Source organism: Arsukibacterium indicum, from assembly GCF_019100565.1.
Taxonomy (GTDB): Bacteria; Pseudomonadota; Gammaproteobacteria; order Enterobacterales; family Alteromonadaceae; genus Alishewanella; species Alishewanella indicum.
This window is the reverse complement of sequence record NZ_JAHRID010000003.1, coordinates 402,877-421,453: the sequence shown is the minus strand read 5'-3', so window position 1 is coordinate 421,453 and position 18,577 is coordinate 402,877. Positions and strand designations below refer to the sequence as shown.

At 49.8% G+C, this 18,577-nt stretch carries 20 protein-coding genes; 6 read left to right on the top strand and 14 right to left on the bottom strand.

What is annotated here, in order from left to right:
• The first annotated feature begins 40 nt into the window (after positions 1-40).
• Both KQY15_RS09165 and KQY15_RS09160 read left to right on the top strand, forming a co-directional pair.
• Complete coding sequence (locus tag KQY15_RS09165) at positions 41-586, top strand: histidine phosphatase family protein (RefSeq protein ID WP_217668884.1); 546 nt, start codon at positions 41-43, stop codon at positions 584-586.
• Positions 587-759: 173 nt separating this feature from the next.
• Positions 760-1,425, top strand: coding sequence for a DUF4097 family beta strand repeat-containing protein (locus tag KQY15_RS09160; RefSeq protein ID WP_217668883.1), 666 nt, complete (start codon positions 760-762; stop codon positions 1,423-1,425).
• On the opposite strand, the gene KQY15_RS09155 is transcribed toward KQY15_RS09160, so the two are convergent.
• The 6 genes from KQY15_RS09155 to KQY15_RS09130 all read right to left on the bottom strand — a co-directional run bounded on the left by KQY15_RS09155 (position 1,422) and on the right by KQY15_RS09130 (position 4,456).
• Positions 1,422-1,817, bottom strand: coding sequence for a TM2 domain-containing protein (locus KQY15_RS09155; RefSeq protein ID WP_217668882.1), 396 nt, complete (start codon positions 1,815-1,817; stop codon positions 1,422-1,424). The genes KQY15_RS09160 and KQY15_RS09155 overlap by 4 nt on opposite strands.
• Entirely contained in the window at positions 1,795-2,055 is a 261-nt protein-coding gene (gene yidD, locus KQY15_RS09150; RefSeq protein ID WP_217668881.1) for a membrane protein insertion efficiency factor YidD, read from the bottom strand. The genes KQY15_RS09155 and yidD overlap by 23 nt, the downstream gene beginning before the upstream one ends.
• Position 2,056: 1 nt before the next feature.
• Positions 2,057-2,275, bottom strand: coding sequence for a DUF4177 domain-containing protein (locus KQY15_RS09145; protein WP_019676344.1), 219 nt, complete (start codon positions 2,273-2,275; stop codon positions 2,057-2,059).
• 42 nt (positions 2,276-2,317) lie between these two features.
• Positions 2,318-2,941 carry a DUF2799 domain-containing protein gene (locus KQY15_RS09140; RefSeq protein ID WP_217668880.1) on the bottom strand — a complete coding sequence of 208 codons (624 nt, stop codon included), beginning with the start codon at positions 2,939-2,941 and terminating at the stop codon, positions 2,318-2,320.
• Between the two features lie 107 nt (positions 2,942-3,048).
• Complete coding sequence (locus tag KQY15_RS09135) at positions 3,049-3,729, bottom strand: SDR family oxidoreductase (protein ID WP_217668879.1); 681 nt, start codon at positions 3,727-3,729, stop codon at positions 3,049-3,051.
• Between the two features lie 217 nt (positions 3,730-3,946).
• Entirely contained in the window at positions 3,947-4,456 is a 510-nt protein-coding gene (locus KQY15_RS09130; RefSeq protein WP_217668878.1) for a hypothetical protein, read from the bottom strand.
• Between the two features lie 187 nt (positions 4,457-4,643).
• Here KQY15_RS09130 and KQY15_RS09125 point away from each other — a divergent pair, with 187 nt between their 5' ends.
• From KQY15_RS09125 to KQY15_RS09115, 3 genes are all read left to right on the top strand, one after another.
• On the top strand, positions 4,644-4,970 hold the full coding sequence (locus KQY15_RS09125; RefSeq protein ID WP_217668877.1) for a YceK/YidQ family lipoprotein: 327 nt from the start codon (positions 4,644-4,646) through the stop codon (positions 4,968-4,970).
• 73 nt (positions 4,971-5,043) lie between these two features.
• On the top strand, positions 5,044-5,952 hold the full coding sequence (locus tag KQY15_RS09120; protein ID WP_217668876.1) for a hypothetical protein: 909 nt from the start codon (positions 5,044-5,046) through the stop codon (positions 5,950-5,952).
• Positions 5,953-5,960: 8 nt separating this feature from the next.
• Positions 5,961-6,620 carry a hypothetical protein gene (locus KQY15_RS09115; protein ID WP_217668875.1) on the top strand — a complete coding sequence of 220 codons (660 nt, stop codon included), beginning with the start codon at positions 5,961-5,963 and terminating at the stop codon, positions 6,618-6,620.
• A gap of 79 nt (positions 6,621-6,699) precedes the next feature.
• Here KQY15_RS09115 and KQY15_RS09110 read toward each other — a convergent pair whose 3' ends face one another.
• On the bottom strand, positions 6,700-7,581 hold the full coding sequence (locus tag KQY15_RS09110; protein ID WP_217668874.1) for a LytR/AlgR family response regulator transcription factor: 882 nt from the start codon (positions 7,579-7,581) through the stop codon (positions 6,700-6,702).
• Positions 7,582-7,698: 117 nt separating this feature from the next.
• On the opposite strand from KQY15_RS09110, the gene KQY15_RS09105 reads away from it, so the two are divergent.
• Positions 7,699-8,916 (top strand): acyltransferase family protein, encoded by a 1,218-nt coding sequence (locus KQY15_RS09105; RefSeq protein ID WP_217668873.1) that lies wholly within the window; start codon positions 7,699-7,701, stop codon positions 8,914-8,916.
• Between the two features lie 150 nt (positions 8,917-9,066).
• Here KQY15_RS09105 and KQY15_RS09100 read toward each other — a convergent pair whose 3' ends face one another.
• The 7 genes from KQY15_RS09100 to KQY15_RS09070 form a co-directional block, all read right to left on the bottom strand.
• Positions 9,067-10,206 (bottom strand): PQQ-dependent sugar dehydrogenase, encoded by a 1,140-nt coding sequence (locus tag KQY15_RS09100; protein WP_217668872.1) that lies wholly within the window; start codon positions 10,204-10,206, stop codon positions 9,067-9,069.
• 199 nt (positions 10,207-10,405) lie between these two features.
• Positions 10,406-10,795, bottom strand: coding sequence for a hypothetical protein (locus KQY15_RS09095; RefSeq protein WP_217668871.1), 390 nt, complete (start codon positions 10,793-10,795; stop codon positions 10,406-10,408).
• Positions 10,795-11,826, bottom strand: a complete 1,032-nt coding sequence (locus tag KQY15_RS09090) for a hypothetical protein (RefSeq protein WP_217668870.1) — start codon at positions 11,824-11,826, stop codon at positions 10,795-10,797. The genes KQY15_RS09095 and KQY15_RS09090 overlap by 1 nt, the downstream gene beginning before the upstream one ends.
• A gap of 250 nt (positions 11,827-12,076) precedes the next feature.
• Positions 12,077-12,946: a DUF7281 domain-containing protein gene (locus KQY15_RS09085; protein WP_217668869.1), complete on the bottom strand. Its 870-nt coding sequence runs from the start codon at positions 12,944-12,946 to the stop codon at positions 12,077-12,079.
• On the bottom strand, positions 12,946-14,193 hold the full coding sequence (locus tag KQY15_RS09080; protein WP_217668868.1) for a hypothetical protein: 1,248 nt from the start codon (positions 14,191-14,193) through the stop codon (positions 12,946-12,948). Before KQY15_RS09080 ends, KQY15_RS09085 begins: the two co-directional genes overlap by 1 nt.
• The gene (locus KQY15_RS09075; RefSeq protein ID WP_217668867.1) at positions 14,193-14,813 is read right to left on the bottom strand and encodes a hypothetical protein; all 621 of its coding nucleotides are present in this window, start codon (positions 14,811-14,813) and stop codon (positions 14,193-14,195) included. Before KQY15_RS09075 ends, KQY15_RS09080 begins: the two co-directional genes overlap by 1 nt.
• Positions 14,813-18,478, bottom strand: a complete 3,666-nt coding sequence (locus KQY15_RS09070) for an ATP-binding protein (RefSeq protein ID WP_217668866.1) — start codon at positions 18,476-18,478, stop codon at positions 14,813-14,815. The genes KQY15_RS09075 and KQY15_RS09070 overlap by 1 nt, the downstream gene beginning before the upstream one ends.
• Positions 18,479-18,577 lie beyond the last annotated feature (99 nt).

Genomic DNA, 18,577 nt, shown 5'->3' with positions numbered 1-18,577 from the left:
TGACGTATAGCGTTTAAGCAACCAATACAGAGGGCACGATATGAGAACGTTAATGCTGTTGCTTGGTTTACTGCCCGTTTTATGCACCGCTAATGATGCAGCCTGGCAGGCATGGCGCGATGGCAGGGCGGTACTGATAATGCGTCATGCCTTAGCGCCCGGTACCGGCGATCCGGCCGGCTTTGTGCTGACTGATTGCAAAACCCAGCGCAATTTAAATGCTGCCGGGCGACAACAGGCACAAAAATGGGGAGAGGTCTTACGCCAACAAACTTCAGCAGATATTGCGCTGTACAGCAGTCAGTGGTGCCGCTGCCTCGATACGGCCCGCTTAATGAATATCGCTTCGGTGCAACCGCTACCGGCATTAAATTCATTTTTTGCCGGCCGTGGCGATCGGCAGCAGCAAACTGACGCCCTGTTAGCGCAATTCGCTGTGGCGAAGCTACCTGAACCAACGGTTTTGGTTAGTCATCAGGTTAATTTTACTGCGCTTACCGGTTACTTTCCTGCCTCTGGCGAAGCCGCCATTCTGGCGTTGCCCCTCACCGCTCCGGCTACCGTGTTAGCCAGAATTGCCCCCTGATGCGCTTTGCCATGCCGGAGCATATTAATAAGTAGTGTTTTTCACTAAATAATAGCCTAATCAGATTTGCCAGGATAACGCCTCTGATATTAATTCTATTAATATCAATTGGTTAATTTTTGGCAAAGCCTTTGCAAAGTTAACAGCAATAATTAACCAATAAGGAAATAACAATGAAATTCTCTCAATTTGCTGCTGTTACCACTTTCGTTGCCGCCACCGTTATGGCTAGCGGTGTGTTCAGCAATGCAGCTGCCAATGCGCCCTATGGCAATATCGACAAAGTGATGGGTAGCGCTGTGATAGGCAGTGGTGAGCACTATGGTAATGTGTCACTGGTTAACGGCAGTGTGCAAATGGCCAGTAACAGTAGTGCTAAAACTGTATCGCTGGTTAATGGCAGTATTGCGATTCGCGACGATGTGACTATTGACAGTGCTGAAACCGTAAACGGTGCCATTGAAGCCGGCCGCAATTTTACTGTTAGTGGCAGCCTGAGCACCGTAAATGGTGAAATCTCAACCAAAGACAACGCCCGGATTACCGGCGATGTGATGACCGTCAACGGCGACATTACCTTTAACAATGCGCAGCTGGCGCAGAATATCAGTACGGTAAACGGCGATATTCAACTGGCCGGTAATACGGTGGTGCAAGGTGACGTGATATTTAAAAAACCGGGTAAGAAAAAGTCGTTTTTTGGCTGGAGCAATAACAATAAGCCCAGCCTGCATATTGCGGCAGACGCTGTGGTTGAAGGGCAGATAATTCTGGAGCAGCCGGTAGATCTGAATTTTGCTGACCCGGCCATGCAGGCTAAGGTGGTAGAGCGTTTTTAAGGTTTATCGTTGCTAAACAGCTGGCGCTGCAATAAGCGACGGATTAGCTGATTATTCCAGTGCTGAATAATAATCTGGGCGCGAAACAGCGCCCACAATTCTATTACCGAAATTAACACTAACATCGCAATGCCAACTAGTATCATTGGAGTAAACAGTAAGGCGGCACCAACAATAAATACCAGTAAATTAGCCAGGCCGCGGCCCCACAGGCCAAGGTAAAAATGATGCAGGCCGGCTAAAAAGCACCAGTTCAATGTGGCGTAGGTATCAGGATCGCGTAGCAGCGGCTTTAGCTGCTGATAAAACACTTTACGTTGCTCATCCGGCAGGGCGGCAACCTGCTCCCGCAGCAGCTCCTCTTCGTCATCAACCTGTTGCTGATTCAGCATTACATTTTTCTCCAGCGGGTGGTACCGGTTCTAAACACTTACAGAAACTATCGTGCCGGTTACAACGCTTAATCCTTTGCCAGCCCATCACTGCCCCGCGGTATGCACCGAAGCGCTTAATGGCGGTGTAGGTGTAAGCCGAACAGCTGGGCTGATAATTGCAATCAATGCCAAACCAGCGCATGCCACCACCGGTTCTGCGATAGCGCCGAATAAGCCACAACAGCAAGCGCTGCATCTTAGCGGCCCAGCGTGACAACCATGGCTTCACGGGTCCAGAACAGCCAGAAGCGTTTTTGTTCAATCAGCTGAAACACCACCTGCCAACCTTGTGCTGCCTGGGCATTGAGCTCGGCTTCAACCTTTTTTAACGGCAGGCCAGATGCCCCCAGAAAAATAGTGCCACAGCCGCCTTCGGCAATATAAATCATTTTGTATTCTTTAAATGCTGTTGCCATGTTCCACATCCTGTTTAGCGGATTTAAAAATCAAACTGCGCTTCATCGATAAGCATTAAACTGTTGCTCGCCTTGTTGTAGCTGTTGTTCTGAGTTTTGCAATTGCCACTCCAGTTCAGGCAGCAGATTTATCAGATCATAATGTTCAGCTTTCAGCGCTTCAATTTCATTTAATAACCGGATGCGTTCATCCCTTACCAGGCCATCTGCAACCAGTAACTCAGTATGGATGGCAATCTGCTTTTCAACGTTTTTGATTTGTCGATGTTGCCGGTCAATAGCTGAGCGGGCATTGTTCACAGCCTGCTGTAACCCATACAGTTGCTGACCATCCTGATAGCCGCTAAGGAACTGTTCTGCCAAATTAGCAGGGCAGCTGCCCTGATAGCTGGCGCCGCGTAAGCCGACATTAAAGCCATTCCGTTGGGTGCAAAAGTTCTCAGAGCCAGCGCGATGGCCAAGGCGATAGGCATTAAGATCGGGCGAAACCCCATGGTCTGCGCAGTCCTGGCGGTAGCGGCTGATTTCAGTTTCAGGCTTACCACTGGCGCCATCTTCAAAACCAATGGTGCGCCAGTCCGCCGTCAGGCATTGTGATTTATCCATACTGGCGCAGCCATTAAGTGCTGCAAATGCCAGTAGGCTCAGCCAAAGCTTGTGTCTCATAATCATCTCATCATTATTGTTACTGCCACTGGCCAGATAAAAACCGGTGTTTTCAGGCTAAGGTACACGCTATATTCAGGTATTGGCAAGTAACAAAACAACGCCGGTTATTTAGTCGGCATCAGGGTAATTTCCCGTACATCGCATCTTGGATTGGCTGATATCGCAAACAGCACGGCATCAGCTATATCATCCGGGTCTAACTTGTCTGGTTTGGCTTCATCAAAAAACGGTGTATTGACCATACCCGGACAAATGGTGGTGCAGCGACCCTGCCACTCTTTCATTTCGGCGGCTAAATTCTGGCCAAAACCATAAGCGAACCACTTGGAGGCGCCGTATACCGAGCCTTGCAGGGTTATTTTTCCGGCAACAGAGCTGGTTAAAATAAAATGGCCCTTGCTCTGTTTTAGTGCCGGCAGGCTGGCTTTTGCGGTCAGCAATAAACCGGTGACATTAACATCAAGCAGGGTTTGCCATTCATCCGGGTCACCATTTTCAACGCCAGCAGTATTCAGACCGGTGCCGGCATTGGCGAACACAACATCTATTCTGCCAAACTTCTCTTTGGCTTTGGCCACTACATTTTTAATGTCATCCAGCTTTGATACACCTGCGGTTACCGCCAACGCCTTATTGGAGCCCAGGTTTTTGGCTAAGGCATTCAGTTTGTCGGTGCTTCTGGCTGCAATAACAACTTTATGGCCTGCAGCTACCACTTTTTTAGCTGTCGCTGCGCCGATGCCACTGGATGCGCCGGTGATCAAAACTATTTTTCCGCGATTCATCAGCTATCTCCTCATTTCACACAAAGTGCGGGTTAAAGCAAATAACAAAGCAATACCGGTACCACTTTGTAAACGGCTTTCCAGCCCAGTAAAACCAGGCATAACAGAGCAAAAACGTGGCGAAATCGTTCATAATTAATGACGGGAGGGGTAATAATTTTAGCAGTGCAGGTAAGAGTTACCGGCTAGCGGTTGGTATGGTAAATGGCCTGAACTGTTATTTTTTGCCTAGCAACAGCAACTGAACCGCGCCAACCGGTTGTTTATGCAAACCAACATGTTTTCTGACAACGTTAACTGCCTCCAGGTAGGCATGCTGAGTTTTAGCCCGCTCGTTATCATACAGTGCTACTTTAGCGTCATCATAAATCTCAGCATTGGGAATTTTGGAAATAACACTGGCCAGTTCTGTAGCTTCTGTCAGCAATTTATCCATCGCGTCAACAACCTCTGCCGGTGCATAGATGTATATTTTATTAATATTTTTTTTGCACAGCAGTATTTTATCAGCTTGGTCGTGTGTTCCGCTCCCCTCACAATACGCCGCATGATTTATTAAGGTATCAAGTGAGGCAAGGTATTCAGTAACAGCCTCACGTTCCAGCTGTTCTTTATGATATTCAAGATCAATTTCTTTTTGCCGACGGTAGGTGACAATGCCAAGCCATGCTGTGCCCACAGCTGCAAAAATGGCAACAATATTGGCAATTGATAAAAGATCAGCCATGTCTTTCTCCTGACATGAAAAAGTAAATTCGCTACCAGAGAATAGTAGTACAGCTTTTTTCTTATAAAGGGTTATTGCAGATAATTTGTAGTTACATTTTCCCGCAAGCAGTCTGTACCTGATTTTTATTTACTTTAAGTTTACTTAACTCTAAACTCGGCGCCAGATTAAATGCAGGGATGATGAAATGAAAACACTGATACCGGTAATGGTAATACTTAGTCTGACAGGCTGCGCTACGGTAAGAACCCTGCCAGTCAGCACAACGAATGTCAGCATCGAGCACGAAGGTAAGAAAAGTTATTGCCATAGCATACCGCGTATTTACAGCGGCTTATCCTACAACTTATGCAAGCTTAATGGTGAACCAAGCCGCCAGGTAAATCTGGGAAGCAGCTTTAACAACGTACCGTTCTTTATTATCGACGGCACCTTCTCGTTCGTGGCAGATACCGCCGCACTGCCTTACACCCTTTATACCCAGAGCAAGCATGGCAACATTGATGTTAATTAGTTTATCGCAAAGTATTGCTAGCCGATAGCGCAAGCCTCACCATAATCAGCTGGAATGGATTCTTGAAAAGCAGATGAGTTTTGTTTTTAAACGCATTGCCGCGTATTGTCTGGTTGCAGTTTTCAGCTGCTTTGCAATGCCTGTCTTGTCTGAAGAAACATCAGCAAATTGTAGTGATTTGCCTGCAGGCGCTATTGCAGCGTTACCACTTAGTTTTGAATTCCGACACCTTCAATTAGCATGTGATAAATTTGGACATCGACTTGAGCCCAATACCGACGTCTCATGGCTTAGTTTGCTGAATAAGCCCTTCGATGTTTATGCCCGACAACCACTAAAAATGAGCACAGAATCTGACGCTTCTGCGTATTTCTTAGCTGTATCGGCAAAACAGCTGAACAACAAGTATCGAACACTACTGCATCGCAATTTTTTAAAGAAAATCTTTCCTAATTATTCAGTACCTTCTTTGGTAACTGAATTCATTGCTACCACCAGCGAAGGAGTAGAACTCAGGTTATACCTGATGCCTGACAGGGGAATAGTGTGTTTTAACAACTGTGCTTACAGGCAAATTTTTCTGGTTAAATCAAACACACCATTCTGGCAGGATACTAAAAGCACCAAAGAAGATTTTATTAACTATCCGGCCAGTGAATCTGCATGGCCAAAACAGAAAATAGCGTGGGCCATTGTCCTGGTGCTATTTAACTGGCCAGTTCTGACGCTTTATATGTTTTTTATGCTGATGCCGGCAATATACAATGACTTAAATACTCAATCTCCAATTCTGGAGCGGTTTATAAAACATGACCGGAAAGGAGGCACCTTGCTGCTGTTAATTATTGGCATGCAGTGGCGAGTAATACGAGGCAAGTACACTGCAGATGCCAGACAAGCAAATTGTTTAACGATGGTGCGTATAGGTCAGGGAATGGTAGTGGCTAATATCGTTTTGTTTTACTTGTTTATCACGAGCTAAGACTGATTATGCAGTATGATTTTTATCCGTCTTTTTATCAGCATTGTGGCCGGAAAACCCAGCTGCTGGTTATTGTTATTTTTCTGCTACTTAGTTTTCTGCCGCTGATAGTTAATTTTGGCTGGCCAAAACAAATCAATTATGTGTTGCTTATTTTTACACCGATGCTGGCGCTGGTTATTGCTGTATTTGCTGACTTTTTACTCTCGCGCTATTTGTTACCCCGCTATCTGAAGCCCTTTCGGATAAACGCCAGTCAGTTGTTTATCCCCAAATGGTTAATCTATAAAAGAGAGCAGTCTGAGCAAAAAGATCTGATTATTGACGCTGAAATAATCCGCCGGATAATACTCCACACTTATCAGGTCAAAAATAGGCACAGCGTCGATAATTTTATCGATGCTATCTGCATTAAAACCTGGACGCAGGATATCTACCTTGATGGCAAAAAACTGATGTTTAATGGTGTTGCCAATGAGAAGAGTAAATTACTGGAGGCATTTAAGCTATTGGCCTGTGAGACGTTATTCGAACATAAAAACAATTATGGTGATGCCCGCTTGTTGTATACAGTATTCCAGGGTCGCCATCGCACTGTTTACACCGCAATGTATCTGCTGATGTTTGTAATTGCTCTTGGCAGCTTTCTGACGCTGGTGCTTTGGTAGCAGCTAAACGTTGATATAGTTACTCAACCTGTTTTCCAACCACTAACTTGCGAGCGGTTATAGCAGCAGAAGGCTTTGTTTAATCTGGCTGCAAAGCCGCTCTGAACGCTTCTTTATAGCGGCGCGACAGCGCCAGCTGCTTGCCGTTTTTCAGTAAAATATCACCGTCGCCGCTACTGTCATAGCTGATATTGTCGATAGCATTATGGTTTACTGCCAGGCTGCGATGAATTCGGCTAAAGCCTTTGCTGCTCAGTTGCAACAGGGTATTGCTTAGCGTCGCACGCAGCGGATAAATGCGGCCTTTGCTGTGCAGATTGACATAATTGCCGCTTGCCTCCAGCCATTCAATATCGTCGGTGCGGATCAAAAACTCTTTATCCAGTTTCTTCACCAGAAAATGTTCCGGTGCCTTTATCGGTTGTGCCCCGCTCGATTCTTCTTCGCTGTCCAGCTGATATGCCTCACCTTTCAGCCTGCTGTAGAAAAAAAGCAGCAGCCGGTAACCTACTAAAAACGACAGGTACCCCCAGGCATCTTTACGGTACTCGTAAAAGAACTCGCGCAGAATGGGCCCAAAGTTATAGTTGCCGCCCTGCCAGTGATAAACCAGTTCGCGCATGGCGACCATCAGGCCGACATGCAACATTGAGAACAACAGACTGCCAAGCAGATGCGCCAGCAGCTGACGGCGGAGATCGCTGAGCTGCAGCGGGAAGCGATTGAACCACCAGAATAACAGCGGAAACAATAGCAGTGTGCTGATGGCGCTGCTGTATTCCCAGACAATGGGTTCCCACAGTTGCAGCTGATTATCTGCGCTGCGGCTATGTTCCATCCATACAGAGCTGGCATTTATCGCAGCATTGATAAAAAAATAAATAGCCAGTAACAGATAGCTGTATAGCAGCGGCCGCTGGTCAAACTGCTGAAATACACTTTTTGCTTTATCGTTCGTCACACCCTGCCACCTGTTATCCCTGTTTGCTGCCTGTTGGCCATTACGTTGTGTCTCATGCTAGTGCAGCCGTGCATTCTTACGCAACAGAAAACGCAACTGCAACCCCGGAGCTTTAGCATGACAACACTAACCGACAACCGCCGCTACGACTTAGACTGGCTGCGCACACTGGCTTTTGGCCTGTTAATTTTGTACCACATTGGCATGTACTATGTCGCCGACTGGGGCTGGCATATTAAAAGTGACAGCAGCAGCACAATGTTGCAAAACCTGATGATCTTAACGAATCCGTGGCGCATGTCGCTGCTGTTCTTTATCAGTGCTATGGCTTTAGCGCTGGCGCAGCAACGCAGCCGCCGGTTAAGCCTGTTTAGTTTGCGCAGCAACCGGCTGTTAATACCGCTGTTGACTGGCATGTTCATTGTTGTGGTGCCTCAGGTTTATTTTGAGGCGTTAGCGCAGCAGCTTATTGAACCGGGCTTTATCAGTTTCTGGTGGCAGTATATCAACCCCAATACCACGCTATTGCCTGAGCACCATAGCCCGATAGGCCTGTTAACCTGGAATCATCTGTGGTTTCTGCCCTATTTATGGTGTTACAGCGCTCTTGTGTTGCTGACAGCACCGCTGTTAAATGCACTGGCTGGCAGTCTGCAGCCGCTATCGGGGCGTATTGCCCTGCTACTGGCAATGGCGGTACTTATTTGCGCCTGGTATTTCCTGCGCCAGGCTTATCCTTCCAGCCATGCCTTGCTGGACGACTGGTATAATCACGCCAAATACTTCGGTGTCTTTATTGCCGGTTATCTGTTTGCCCTTCAAGGTAACTGGTGGCGCAGCGTCATCGTATTCCGGCGTTGGTTTCTGCTGGCCGCGATTGCCTGCTACAGCCTGATTATTGCCGATCGTAACGGCCTGTTCGATAGCCTGCCGCCCGCTTTTGGCGAGTCGGTTAGTGGCCGCTTGCTTGTTGGCGTGGTACTGGCACTTAACCACTGGGGCTGGATTTTGGCGCTGCTGGGTTATGCCGGGCGCTACCTGAACCGGCCTGCCAATGCCTGGGATAAGCAAGGTAAAGTGCTGCACTACGCCAATAACGCTATTCTGCCCTGGTATATGTTGCACCAAACGCTAATTATTGTGTTTGCGGTATGGCTAAAAGCACTGGCATTGCCGGTAGCTGTTGAAGCCTCGCTGTTAATAGTGCTGACCTGTGTTGGCTGCTGGGCGGGTTATGAACTGGTTAAGCGTTTCTGGCTCAGCCGTTGGCTGTTTGGCTTAAAAGTAAGATTGCCAGCGGTTAAGGCTGAATACGCAACGCCAGTAACCCGTTAACATTGACAAAATGCTAACCCTGCCGCTTTAACCTCTGAATAATCAGCGGCAGGGCTCCGCGTGAGCTATGCCGGCTCTGGTACATCAGATACAACAGCACGAAAAGCAAAATACCCGCTGTTGCGGGTATTAAAGCCATGAGATTGGCGATTAACGGCGTTTTGGCATTAACTTCAGCAGGCGTCCCTCGCTTTGCGCACGTTCATCTTCAAGCACCCAGAGAACACCATCCGGCCCTTCGGTAACTTTGCGAATACGGGCGCCCATGTCATAACGCGCTACCTCTTTAGCCTTTTCACCGTCAAACTTGATGCGCACTATGCCTTGAGCGGAAAGGCCGGCTGCTAAGGCGTCACCACGCCAACCGTCAAAAAGCTTGCCACGGTATACGATAAGATCGGCCGGTGAAATCACCGGTGTCCAGGTAATTGCCGGTGCAGCAAACTCCGGCCGGGTATCGTGATCGGGAATGGGCCTGCCATCATAGTGCTTGCCGTTGGACACTACCGGGTAACCATAGTTGGCAGCGCGTTTAACCAGGTTAAGCTCATCGCCACCGGCAGGTCCCATCTCGATAACCCACAACTTACCGGTAAGATCAAACGCCAAACCCAGCGGGTTGCGATGACCCAGCGACCAGATCTCATCATAAATGGCTTCGCCATCGACAAAGGCATCTTGTTGCCGGTAATTTACAAAGGGGTTGTCTTTAGGTACTGAGCCGTCGTCATGTAAGCGCAGAATTTTACCCATAGATGACTGCATATCCTGGGCAGGCGTAAATTTCTGGCGATCACCTGAGGAAATCCACAAGTGCTTGTTATCATCAAACAGTATGCGGTGGCCGTAGTGGCCATAGCCCAGTACCTTGGGATACTGGCGCCAGATAACCTGCAGGTTTTGCAGCTGCGCGCGGCGGCCTTCTTCAACTAAGGTACCGCGGGCCACGGCTGCACCGCGCACACCGCCAACACCGGCTTCAGCATAGCTGAGGTAGACAAGTCTGTTATTGGCGAAGTCCGGATGCAAGGCAACATCGCCCAGGCCACCCTGTCCGCCATAATCCACATCAGGTACACCGCCGACCAGCGATTTCTCTCCCTGCTGGCTAACGATAGTCAGGCGCCCTTTCTTTTCCGTGACCAGCATCCGCCCATCCGGCAAAAAGGCCATCGACCAGGGTTCATCAAAGCGTGTTATTTCTTCAACCTTAAATGGCAACTTATCTTGTGCCGATATAGAAAATGTAAGAAGTAACCCAAGTAGAGACGCCAATAGCTGCCGGCTCATAAAAACCCTCCTGCCTGTGTTTTAAATGTGAGCGTTCAGTATAGCAAAGCCTTTGCAAACTGCAGTTTCGCTATCTGTCTTTCGCGCTTATATCATTGATTAGTGAGTAATTACGCAGTTACGTTAGGATCAGATCCGGCCTTTTTAACTTAATGGCGGGTGTCAGAAGGCAAAACCTGCACCCGCTTTCTTAACCTAACTAGATGCTAGCATGAGACCATACACCAAGTGCGTCCATTGCCATCATAAAAAAACCTAACATCACCATTCCGTACAAACTTACTTCCAGCCATAACGACAGCCACCACTGAAGGGGGGTTGCTGCTTGCCGCACCGGCTGTAATGCATCGACAAAACTGCTATTGCGCTCGTTGCGCCAGCGGGCAAATGGCACAACAATCGCCATAGCGTAAAAACCACTTTGAAAGGGCCAAACAACCCAATCACTAATGTAATCTTGCTTTGTTTGGCGTAACTTCTGTTGGATTGGTCGTGTAACAAGCATTGCAACTGTGGGATACGAAATTATCGTTAATAACAGAGAACTCACCCACAAAATAGAAAAAAAATCTCGAATCGAAAGCTCCATTAACGACGACCTCGAATACGATCGTAAACATACCCAGTTTCGTTTTGTGCCCAATTGTCCATCGTCGTGGCAGCCATGAACCCAAGTACTGCTGCACTGCCAATCAATATAACCCATCCCACAGGCGTTAACGTTAGTCCCAGGCTAATCGCGCTTATTGCGGCGACAGAACCTTTTCCGAATGCATAACCAGTTAATGCTCCAGCAGCAAAACCTGAATACTGAGTTACTGCCATACGAGTAGCGTCGCCCTGTGTCGTCATTACTTTATGGGTACGCGAACCAAAGTCCAGCACTAACAGGCCGCGTCCAATAATTTGGGTGCCATTAACAAAGCGTTGCACTGTTGCCACTTGCTGACTATTAGCAAAATGCAGAGATTGCGATGTCTGATGACCGCGCCGGCCGCTGCGGGCGATATTTATACCGCGCTCAGCATTTAATAGAGCTGAGCGACCAGCTTGCGAGCTGAGGTTTGCATGGTAGCGTTGCAGTTGAGCCTGAAAACGCTGCACCATCTCAGCATGTACTCGCTTGGCGTGTGCTGCCTTGCTGGCAATTACTGCGTTATGCGCGGATTTGGTTCGGGCGCCACTGGCCTGCGCCTTGGCCTGGCTAGCATCGTGCAAATCTATCAGGGCACGCTGATAACTTAGGATTGAGCGCTGAAACGCAGAGTATTTGCTATTTGCTGCACCCACTAACGCACCGGCAGCCGTCAGACCATGTTCGTCTAATAGCGCCATTACTGGGTTTATTTGCTCTTCCGTAACATAGGCAATAGCCAGGGTATAGTCATCATATGCGGAGGCAACTTGCTGCAAGCGTTGCAACTCCGGGTGCGAAAAGCGGTTAAAGACTTGTAATGTTAAATCATCGCCAGGTGCACAGCTCATTAAATAAGGCTGATTTGGCAGTAAAAAATCATCACGTCTATTATTAAGTTTTTGATATTTCGCAAGCAGGTCTGGTTGCTCAGCAAAAATCTGCTCTGCTCGCTGACTTGAGCGGGAAAAGTAAATTTCTGGCATGGTGATATCCCTATACAGGTAAATTACGCAGAAATTCTAGATTAATAATCTCAATATATAAACATTTTTATTTAATTAAATTTACAACAAGCTCTGGCGTTGTTAGCGCAGCGGTGCGAATTCTATTTCTGCATATTCTGTCGGCCTGGTCCTGTAAGCTGTTCACACAGACGGCGCCGGTAGGGGAGGTTTGGAGTTTTCCGTCATTTATAACAAATGGATCTGACCCTTAACGTTCTAAGCAAGCTGCTCAGCCGAGCAGATTAACCGGTATTAGCGATATTTCCTGCATATTCTGCTGGCGTAGGCCTATAAGTTGCTGACATAGTAGCTGCTGATAGGGTAAAAATGCCGCGCTAACCGACATTTGTTGCAGCCGTTGCTGATATTTAAGTTGCTTATCATCCAGCATGGCGGGGCTGGCGCGCTGGGTAAACTCGCTGATGGCAGGCAGTAACATGTTTTGGCATTGCAGGCTCAGCGCGATGCTAAGCCCGGCCAAATCGGCGTCGCCAAAGTAAATGCTGGGTTTGGCGCTGCTATGCCAGGCAGCAGATAATGCTTTGCAGCCTTTGCTATAGACCTCATCGCCGCGATAAATAACCAGCGGCTGCTGATACGGCAGTGCAACGTTAAAACTTGCCAGCTGATAAAAGCAATCAAGGTTCTCTACTATCAGCAGGGCGTCAAACTGTGCTAGTGGCAGGTGCTGCCAGTCGATATCGATAATATCTGCCGCTATGCCTAGGTTGGTCGCTACTGCCATATTCAGTTTTACCAGCACTCGGTTTTGACGCGGTTGCAGGCCAATGCTTTTTAGCTCTTGCTGGCTGGCGTTGGCATTGTTTAGCCGGCTGTTCTGGCTTAAATTATCCAGAAAGCACGCCTGCTGCAAGCGTTGTTGCACCGAAGCAATATTTTTCAGCAATGCCTGGGTAAAGGTAAAATGCGGCAGCTGCAGGCTGTTGCCCGGTACCAGCTCATGTTCAATACACCAGGCCAGGACCTGCTGTACGGCTTTAACATTGGTTGTTACCCGCTCGCTGCCACTGGCGTTCAGCCGCTGCTGCAGTTGCTGCAGGTAGCGCAGGGCTTGAGCAGTCAGCGGCGGGTAATGCATTACGCTGCCTGAACCTGTAACTGCAGGCTGATATCACGGATAAGCAACAACTGGTTCATAGCGCTTACCGGGGCTTCGTCACGTACTATCGCGAACATCTGCTTTTCGTCCTGTGGCAGTGCCTGGTACTCGGCGATGATCTGATACAGCCAGATCTCGCTGTCCCACTCAAGCGCTTGCTGCTCCAAATACCCCAGGGCACTGAGTTTGCCACCCTGATCAATCACCCGCAGGTAAAAATTCTCAACATCAGTTTTCAGTGCCTGCTGGCGGGCAGCTATTTCATCATCTACCAGCACGCTGCTAAAGCTGGCACTTTCGGTATCAAGCAGTTTTACCGGCTGATAGCGTGGCAGGGCGCGCACCAGTTCTGCCAGGCTTTGCCGGTCGCTGGCGTTATCCAGGGCAATAGCGGCTTGTGGCACTATGCGGGCGGCCTGATTAAACAGGGTCGGTAACTCAGAGCGGTTCGGGTAGTCGGCCGGCTGGTATTTCGGGTGTTGTCGCAAAAAAGCGGCCATATTGGTGATCAGCATAGAGCGGGCCTGCTGCTGGCGGAATTTGGCCAACAGTTCCACTAAGCGTTTTTGTACTTCCAGCAAGCTACTATGGTGCGAGCTTAGCTGATTCTGCAGCTGACTAACCAGCAATTTACGCAGGTGGTTGTTGCCTTCAGATAACTCAATTAACTCGTTAAAGTCGAGTAAATCCAGGCCGTCGAGCAGGCGGCGCAGCTGTTTCTGGGCCCGTTCGTTTTCACGGATTTTATCATCCAGGCTGGCAACAAAACCAAAGTCGCTGTTCAGCCGGTGCCATAAACTGTCGATAGCCTCTTCAAACTGGCCGCTTAAATCGTGCACATGCTCGGTTAAGCGTTGCAGCTGTAACTCAGCCACGCTGTAGTCGCCTTTAAACTGGGCATCACGGTAGGCCTGCACCCGGTTGCGGATTTGCTCCAGCTTTTCCGCCACGTCGGCGTTAATCTGCCGCCGGTTCTCGTCGGCCACCATACTGGCAATCAGCTCGCTGACCAAGGGCCTTAGCGCCAGCGGTTGCTGCTCGTCCGGCCGCCATAAAATACGGGCGGCAATCAGCTTTTTTAACGCGCCTTCACTAAAAGCGGTTTCATCAATAAAACCGTCCAGATAACCCTGCATCAGCGCTTTATGATGCTTGCCCAGCAAGGCCAGGCGATCGCTACCGATAGTAAACAGGTTAGAAGCTATACCGCTATCTGTTGGCGCCATCAGAGTAACGCCTCCTGAGATGGGGTGTCATCGACCGGCAGCTGTTCTTCATCGCGGATAAAGCGAATTACGTCAATTAAATAGTCAATTTTGCCGGTCACCACATAATACTGGCGGTCCTGGTGCGGCTGCAGCAGATAACCATGCTCTTTCAGGCGGCGGAAAATCAGTTTTACCTGATTATCCAGCTGCTCGCTCTGGCTGTTAAAAAAGCGGTCGCTGGCCAGCTGGTTTAAGCGCTGGCGCAAACTCTGGTTATCTTCCGTGCGCAGCACAAATTCCTGCAGCTTAATGGTATCACCTGCGGTTAATGCGCTGTCGCGGCCCAGGGTTTCCTGCACCAATTGCAGCCACTCCAATAGCGGCAACAACGATTGCACTGTAAGTGAGAACTGGCTGCTCAGCTGTTCGCGGGCGGCTTTGTTCAGCTCATGGTAGCCTAAGAAAAACACCGTATTATCGTCATTGCTGACCAGCCGCCGGTTTAGCGGCCGCAGGTAATGGTTAATATCCTGCTGCGTTTGCTCATTGCTTAAATGGCGATACGCATCCTCGTCGGTTATCTGACAGATAAAGTCACCGGCCAGCAGGCGCTCGAGTAAAGGTCCGTGTTGTAACATCAGCTTGCCTCCTGCTGCTTAGTGGCGAGGCGCTCGGCCAGCCGGCTTATTTTCGGTTGGATCCGTTTTAAGCGCCGCTTGCCAGGCTCGTGCTGGTCCGGCTCGATTAAATAACGATGACTGAACAGCATTAATACATCCGATTCCGGGTTAGGGAAGGCGCCGACAATGACAATATTATTGCTGCTGCAGGCGGCAAACAGTTTTTCGACGTTGTGATAGGCCAGGGTGCCGATTTCATCAATAGGCCAGTGAATGGCCACGTCGGCGTCGCCGCGCAGCAGGCGGGTAAAGGCCAGTAAGTACTTACATAAAATCAGGTAGGCCATACCATGGCTGGAAGACTCCAGTAACTGGCGATCATTTTTAATCACCAGCTCAGAGCCGCCTTCGCTTAAATGTAGCTCCAGCCGTAGCAAGGACTCGATGCTGTACTGCTCATCGGCCCGCAGTAATTCCACCACATCGGCTAATGCATTTAAATACTGCTCGGATGGCAGCGCCTTGCCCGAACTGCCCCAGTCATCATAGAGTTTGGCGAAGTGTTTTAATGGCTGCCAGAACCCCAGCTCGTCAATGGTGGATAAAATCCGCACTTCAGAGCGGCTAATGCCTTCGAGCACCAGATCATCAGCTACCGCTTCGCTTAAGCGCCGGCTTTGCAGGGCAATCCGGCGGTTAATGTCACTGAATACAGTGAAGAATTTCTTCAGATCGCCGCCAATATTCTCGCCCATTTCCAACAATTGCTGCTGGGCGTCTTTTAAAATCTGCAGCAGGTTCTGCAAAATAGGTAGTTGCTGGCGCTCGGCGGCGTAATCTGCCAGTTTGCGTTTCTCATGCTCCAGCCGGTCTAAAAATTCCGGGCCGGCGTCTTTACTCAGCACATTTTCAAACTGGGCAACTGCCTGCTTTAATGCACCGTCGGCTTTGCTGCGTTGCTCTAAGGCTTCATTGGCGCGGGCTAACCGCTCCACTAAATCGGCTGAGCCACTGACACTGGCCGGCGTTACCGTGGCCAGATGCAGCTCCTGCAATTTGTGCAGCACTGGTTTTATCTGATTCAGTAATTGCTCGGCCTGGCTCATCAGCTCCTGCTGATGGCGCTTTTGCTCATCCAGCTGTTTGTTCTGGCTGCTGTAATCGGTTTTTTGCTGCTCCAGCGCCTGCTTGACGCTGCGCTGTTGCTGTTTCAGGCCGGTTTCCCGCTCCAGCAGTTGCGGCCGCAGTTGCTGCCAGTCCAGCTTAATAAATTGCTGCCAGGCCGTTAACTGATCCTGGCGGGCTTCGACCGCTTTAATGTCGGTTTTCAGCTGCTCCTGTTTTTGCTTCAGCTCGGTTAAGCGGCGCGGATCAATACCTTTGGCCGACAGCTCTTCACTGAATGCCTGCTGTAAATCTTTAATCTGGTTTTTATTATCTTCCCGCTTATGCTCAAGCTGGCGCTCCAGCTCGTCGATTTGCTCATCAAATACCTGCAGCTCGGCCTGCCAGTCGGCTTTTAACTCCATTTTCTGGCTGTTATGGTCGCTTTGCAGTGCCTGCATATCAGCCTGTTGCTGCTGTTGCAGTTTTTCCAGCTGCTGTTGCTGGCTGGCCAGTTCAGTTTTGATCTTGCTCTGGCGCTGGCTACTCAGTTCCCGCTGCTGCGCCTGCAGCCGGTTGCGGGCATCGCGGGCATAGTCAATATTCTGTTCAAACTCGGTTAGCTGCCACTGGGCCTGCTCCAGCTGACTGCGGCTAAGTTCAGCCTGCTCGTGGCACTGCTGCAGGTGTTTTTCTGCCTGCTGTTTGCCGGCGCTGGCCTCTGCCAGTTGCTGCTCTGCGGCCTGAATGCGATGGCGTATCGCCACTTCGTCCTGAGCATAATCGGGGGTATCAATCGCTGATAACTCCAGCTGCAGGCCGTACAGGCTGTCGCTAAGCGCTGCCAGATGGGGTTGTAAATCCTGCCGCTCTAATAAGCGCTCGTCCAGCACCTTACCTAATTTTTGCTCCCAGCCGCTGTAATGCAGCCGTAAAAAGTGGCGCAGGCTGCCCTGCTCAGGTGTTAACTGACGGTGCAATTGCTGCAGCTGCTGCTCACTCTGGTGCAGGGCCTTGCGGCTTAATTCCAGCGCGTTATCAGCTTTGTCGCGGGCCGTGCGGGCCTGCTGATGCTGTTGTTGTAGCTGCTGCAACTGGCGGGCTTGCTGCTGGGCGTGTTGCTGAGCCTGCTCTAAGCGCAGGTCAGCGCTGCGTAGCTCGTCATGTTCGGTTTCAGTTAATAGTGGCGCCTGTAACTGGCTGTTCAGCACCGCGATGCTGCTGCTAAGCGTGGTTAACTGACCGGCAAATTGCTGCTGCGCCTGCTGCAGCCGCTGGGCAAAGGCCTGCTCCAGCGCGGCCAGTTTGGTATCCTGCTGCTCGCGGATGGCATCTTTTTGCTGTTGCAGCTGGCGGGCTTTGCCGCGGTGCTGTTCGCTTAAGCGGTTAAAGCTCTCGAGCAGTTTTGTTTTGCGCTGCTCTAACTGGCGCTCTAAATCGCCGTGCTGCTCTACCATTAACTGGTATTGTTCGACCAGCTCCTGCAGGCTTTCCCGCCACAGTGGCAGGGCGTCGGTATCCCGTTGCAGCTTTGGCATGTCCTGGCTTTCGAAATCATCATAGCGCTGCTGCAGCTGATCGAGCCGGGCGCTGGTTTCATGTAAATCGGCTTCGGTTTTTGCCAGTTGACCGTTCAGCTCCAGCTGCTGCTGGTTGAACTGCTCTTTAAGGCTTTGCAGCTGGCCGCGCAGGGTATTAACCTGTTGCTCGGCATCGGCTTTTTGCTGTTTCTGCTGTTGCTCATCTTGGTCCAGCAATGGCAATAAACCGGCTAACTGCGCCTCGCTGCCATCCAGTTGCTGGGCCAGCTGCTTTAAGCGCTCAAAATCCTGCTGCAGTTTATCCAGGCGCATCGACTGACGCATTTGCTGGATCCAGTCCCGCGCCTTGGTGTTTTTCACCTTGGTGGTGGGCAGGGTCACGCCGTCTTCTTCAAAAATGGCGGCCAGCATGGCTTTTAGCGTGTCCATTTTGCCTTCTTTGGCATGCACGGCACTGACCAGCTTTTCAATATGGCGCAGCTTATGGCCACTGCTGACTAAACTAAAGCTTGCGGCCAGCCGGCGTAATTTAACGCTATCGGCATTATTACCCCTAAGCGCCGCGGCATCGTTCTGAATAATGCTGCGATACTCGCTGGTAGCGCTGATTTTCGCCGATACCTGCACCTCAGGCCGGCTGCGCATACTGGCGGCCCAGTCGCTGTAACTGAGCGCTTTGACGCCGTCATTGCTTTCAATTAAATAGAATTCACTCTGGTATGGCGCGGCCACAAAGCGGTATTCCACCCCGCCATCACTTTTACGGGTTAATACCACCTGACATAAGGCTCCGCCTTCGCGCTGATATTCGTAAATCAGGTAGCTGTTGCTATACGGCAGATAAAACTCGTCAAACTTTTTGCGGGTTTTCGGTACCACCCGGTTTGGCTGCTCGCCATAAAATACCGGTACCAGCCGTTGCAAAGTGGTTTTACCCGAGGCGTTGGTGCCGCAAATATTGGTGTGCTGATCCAACTGCAATTCCACCACCCCAGGCAGGTGGGTGTGAATAAGCACAATACGAAGTAAACGAGACATAGCGCATCCTGTCGGCGGCGCCATACAGGTGCACCGCTCTGGTCATTTTAATCCGGCTTATTATCCATGGAATGAGGTTAAATGCCAGTTTGAAAACAC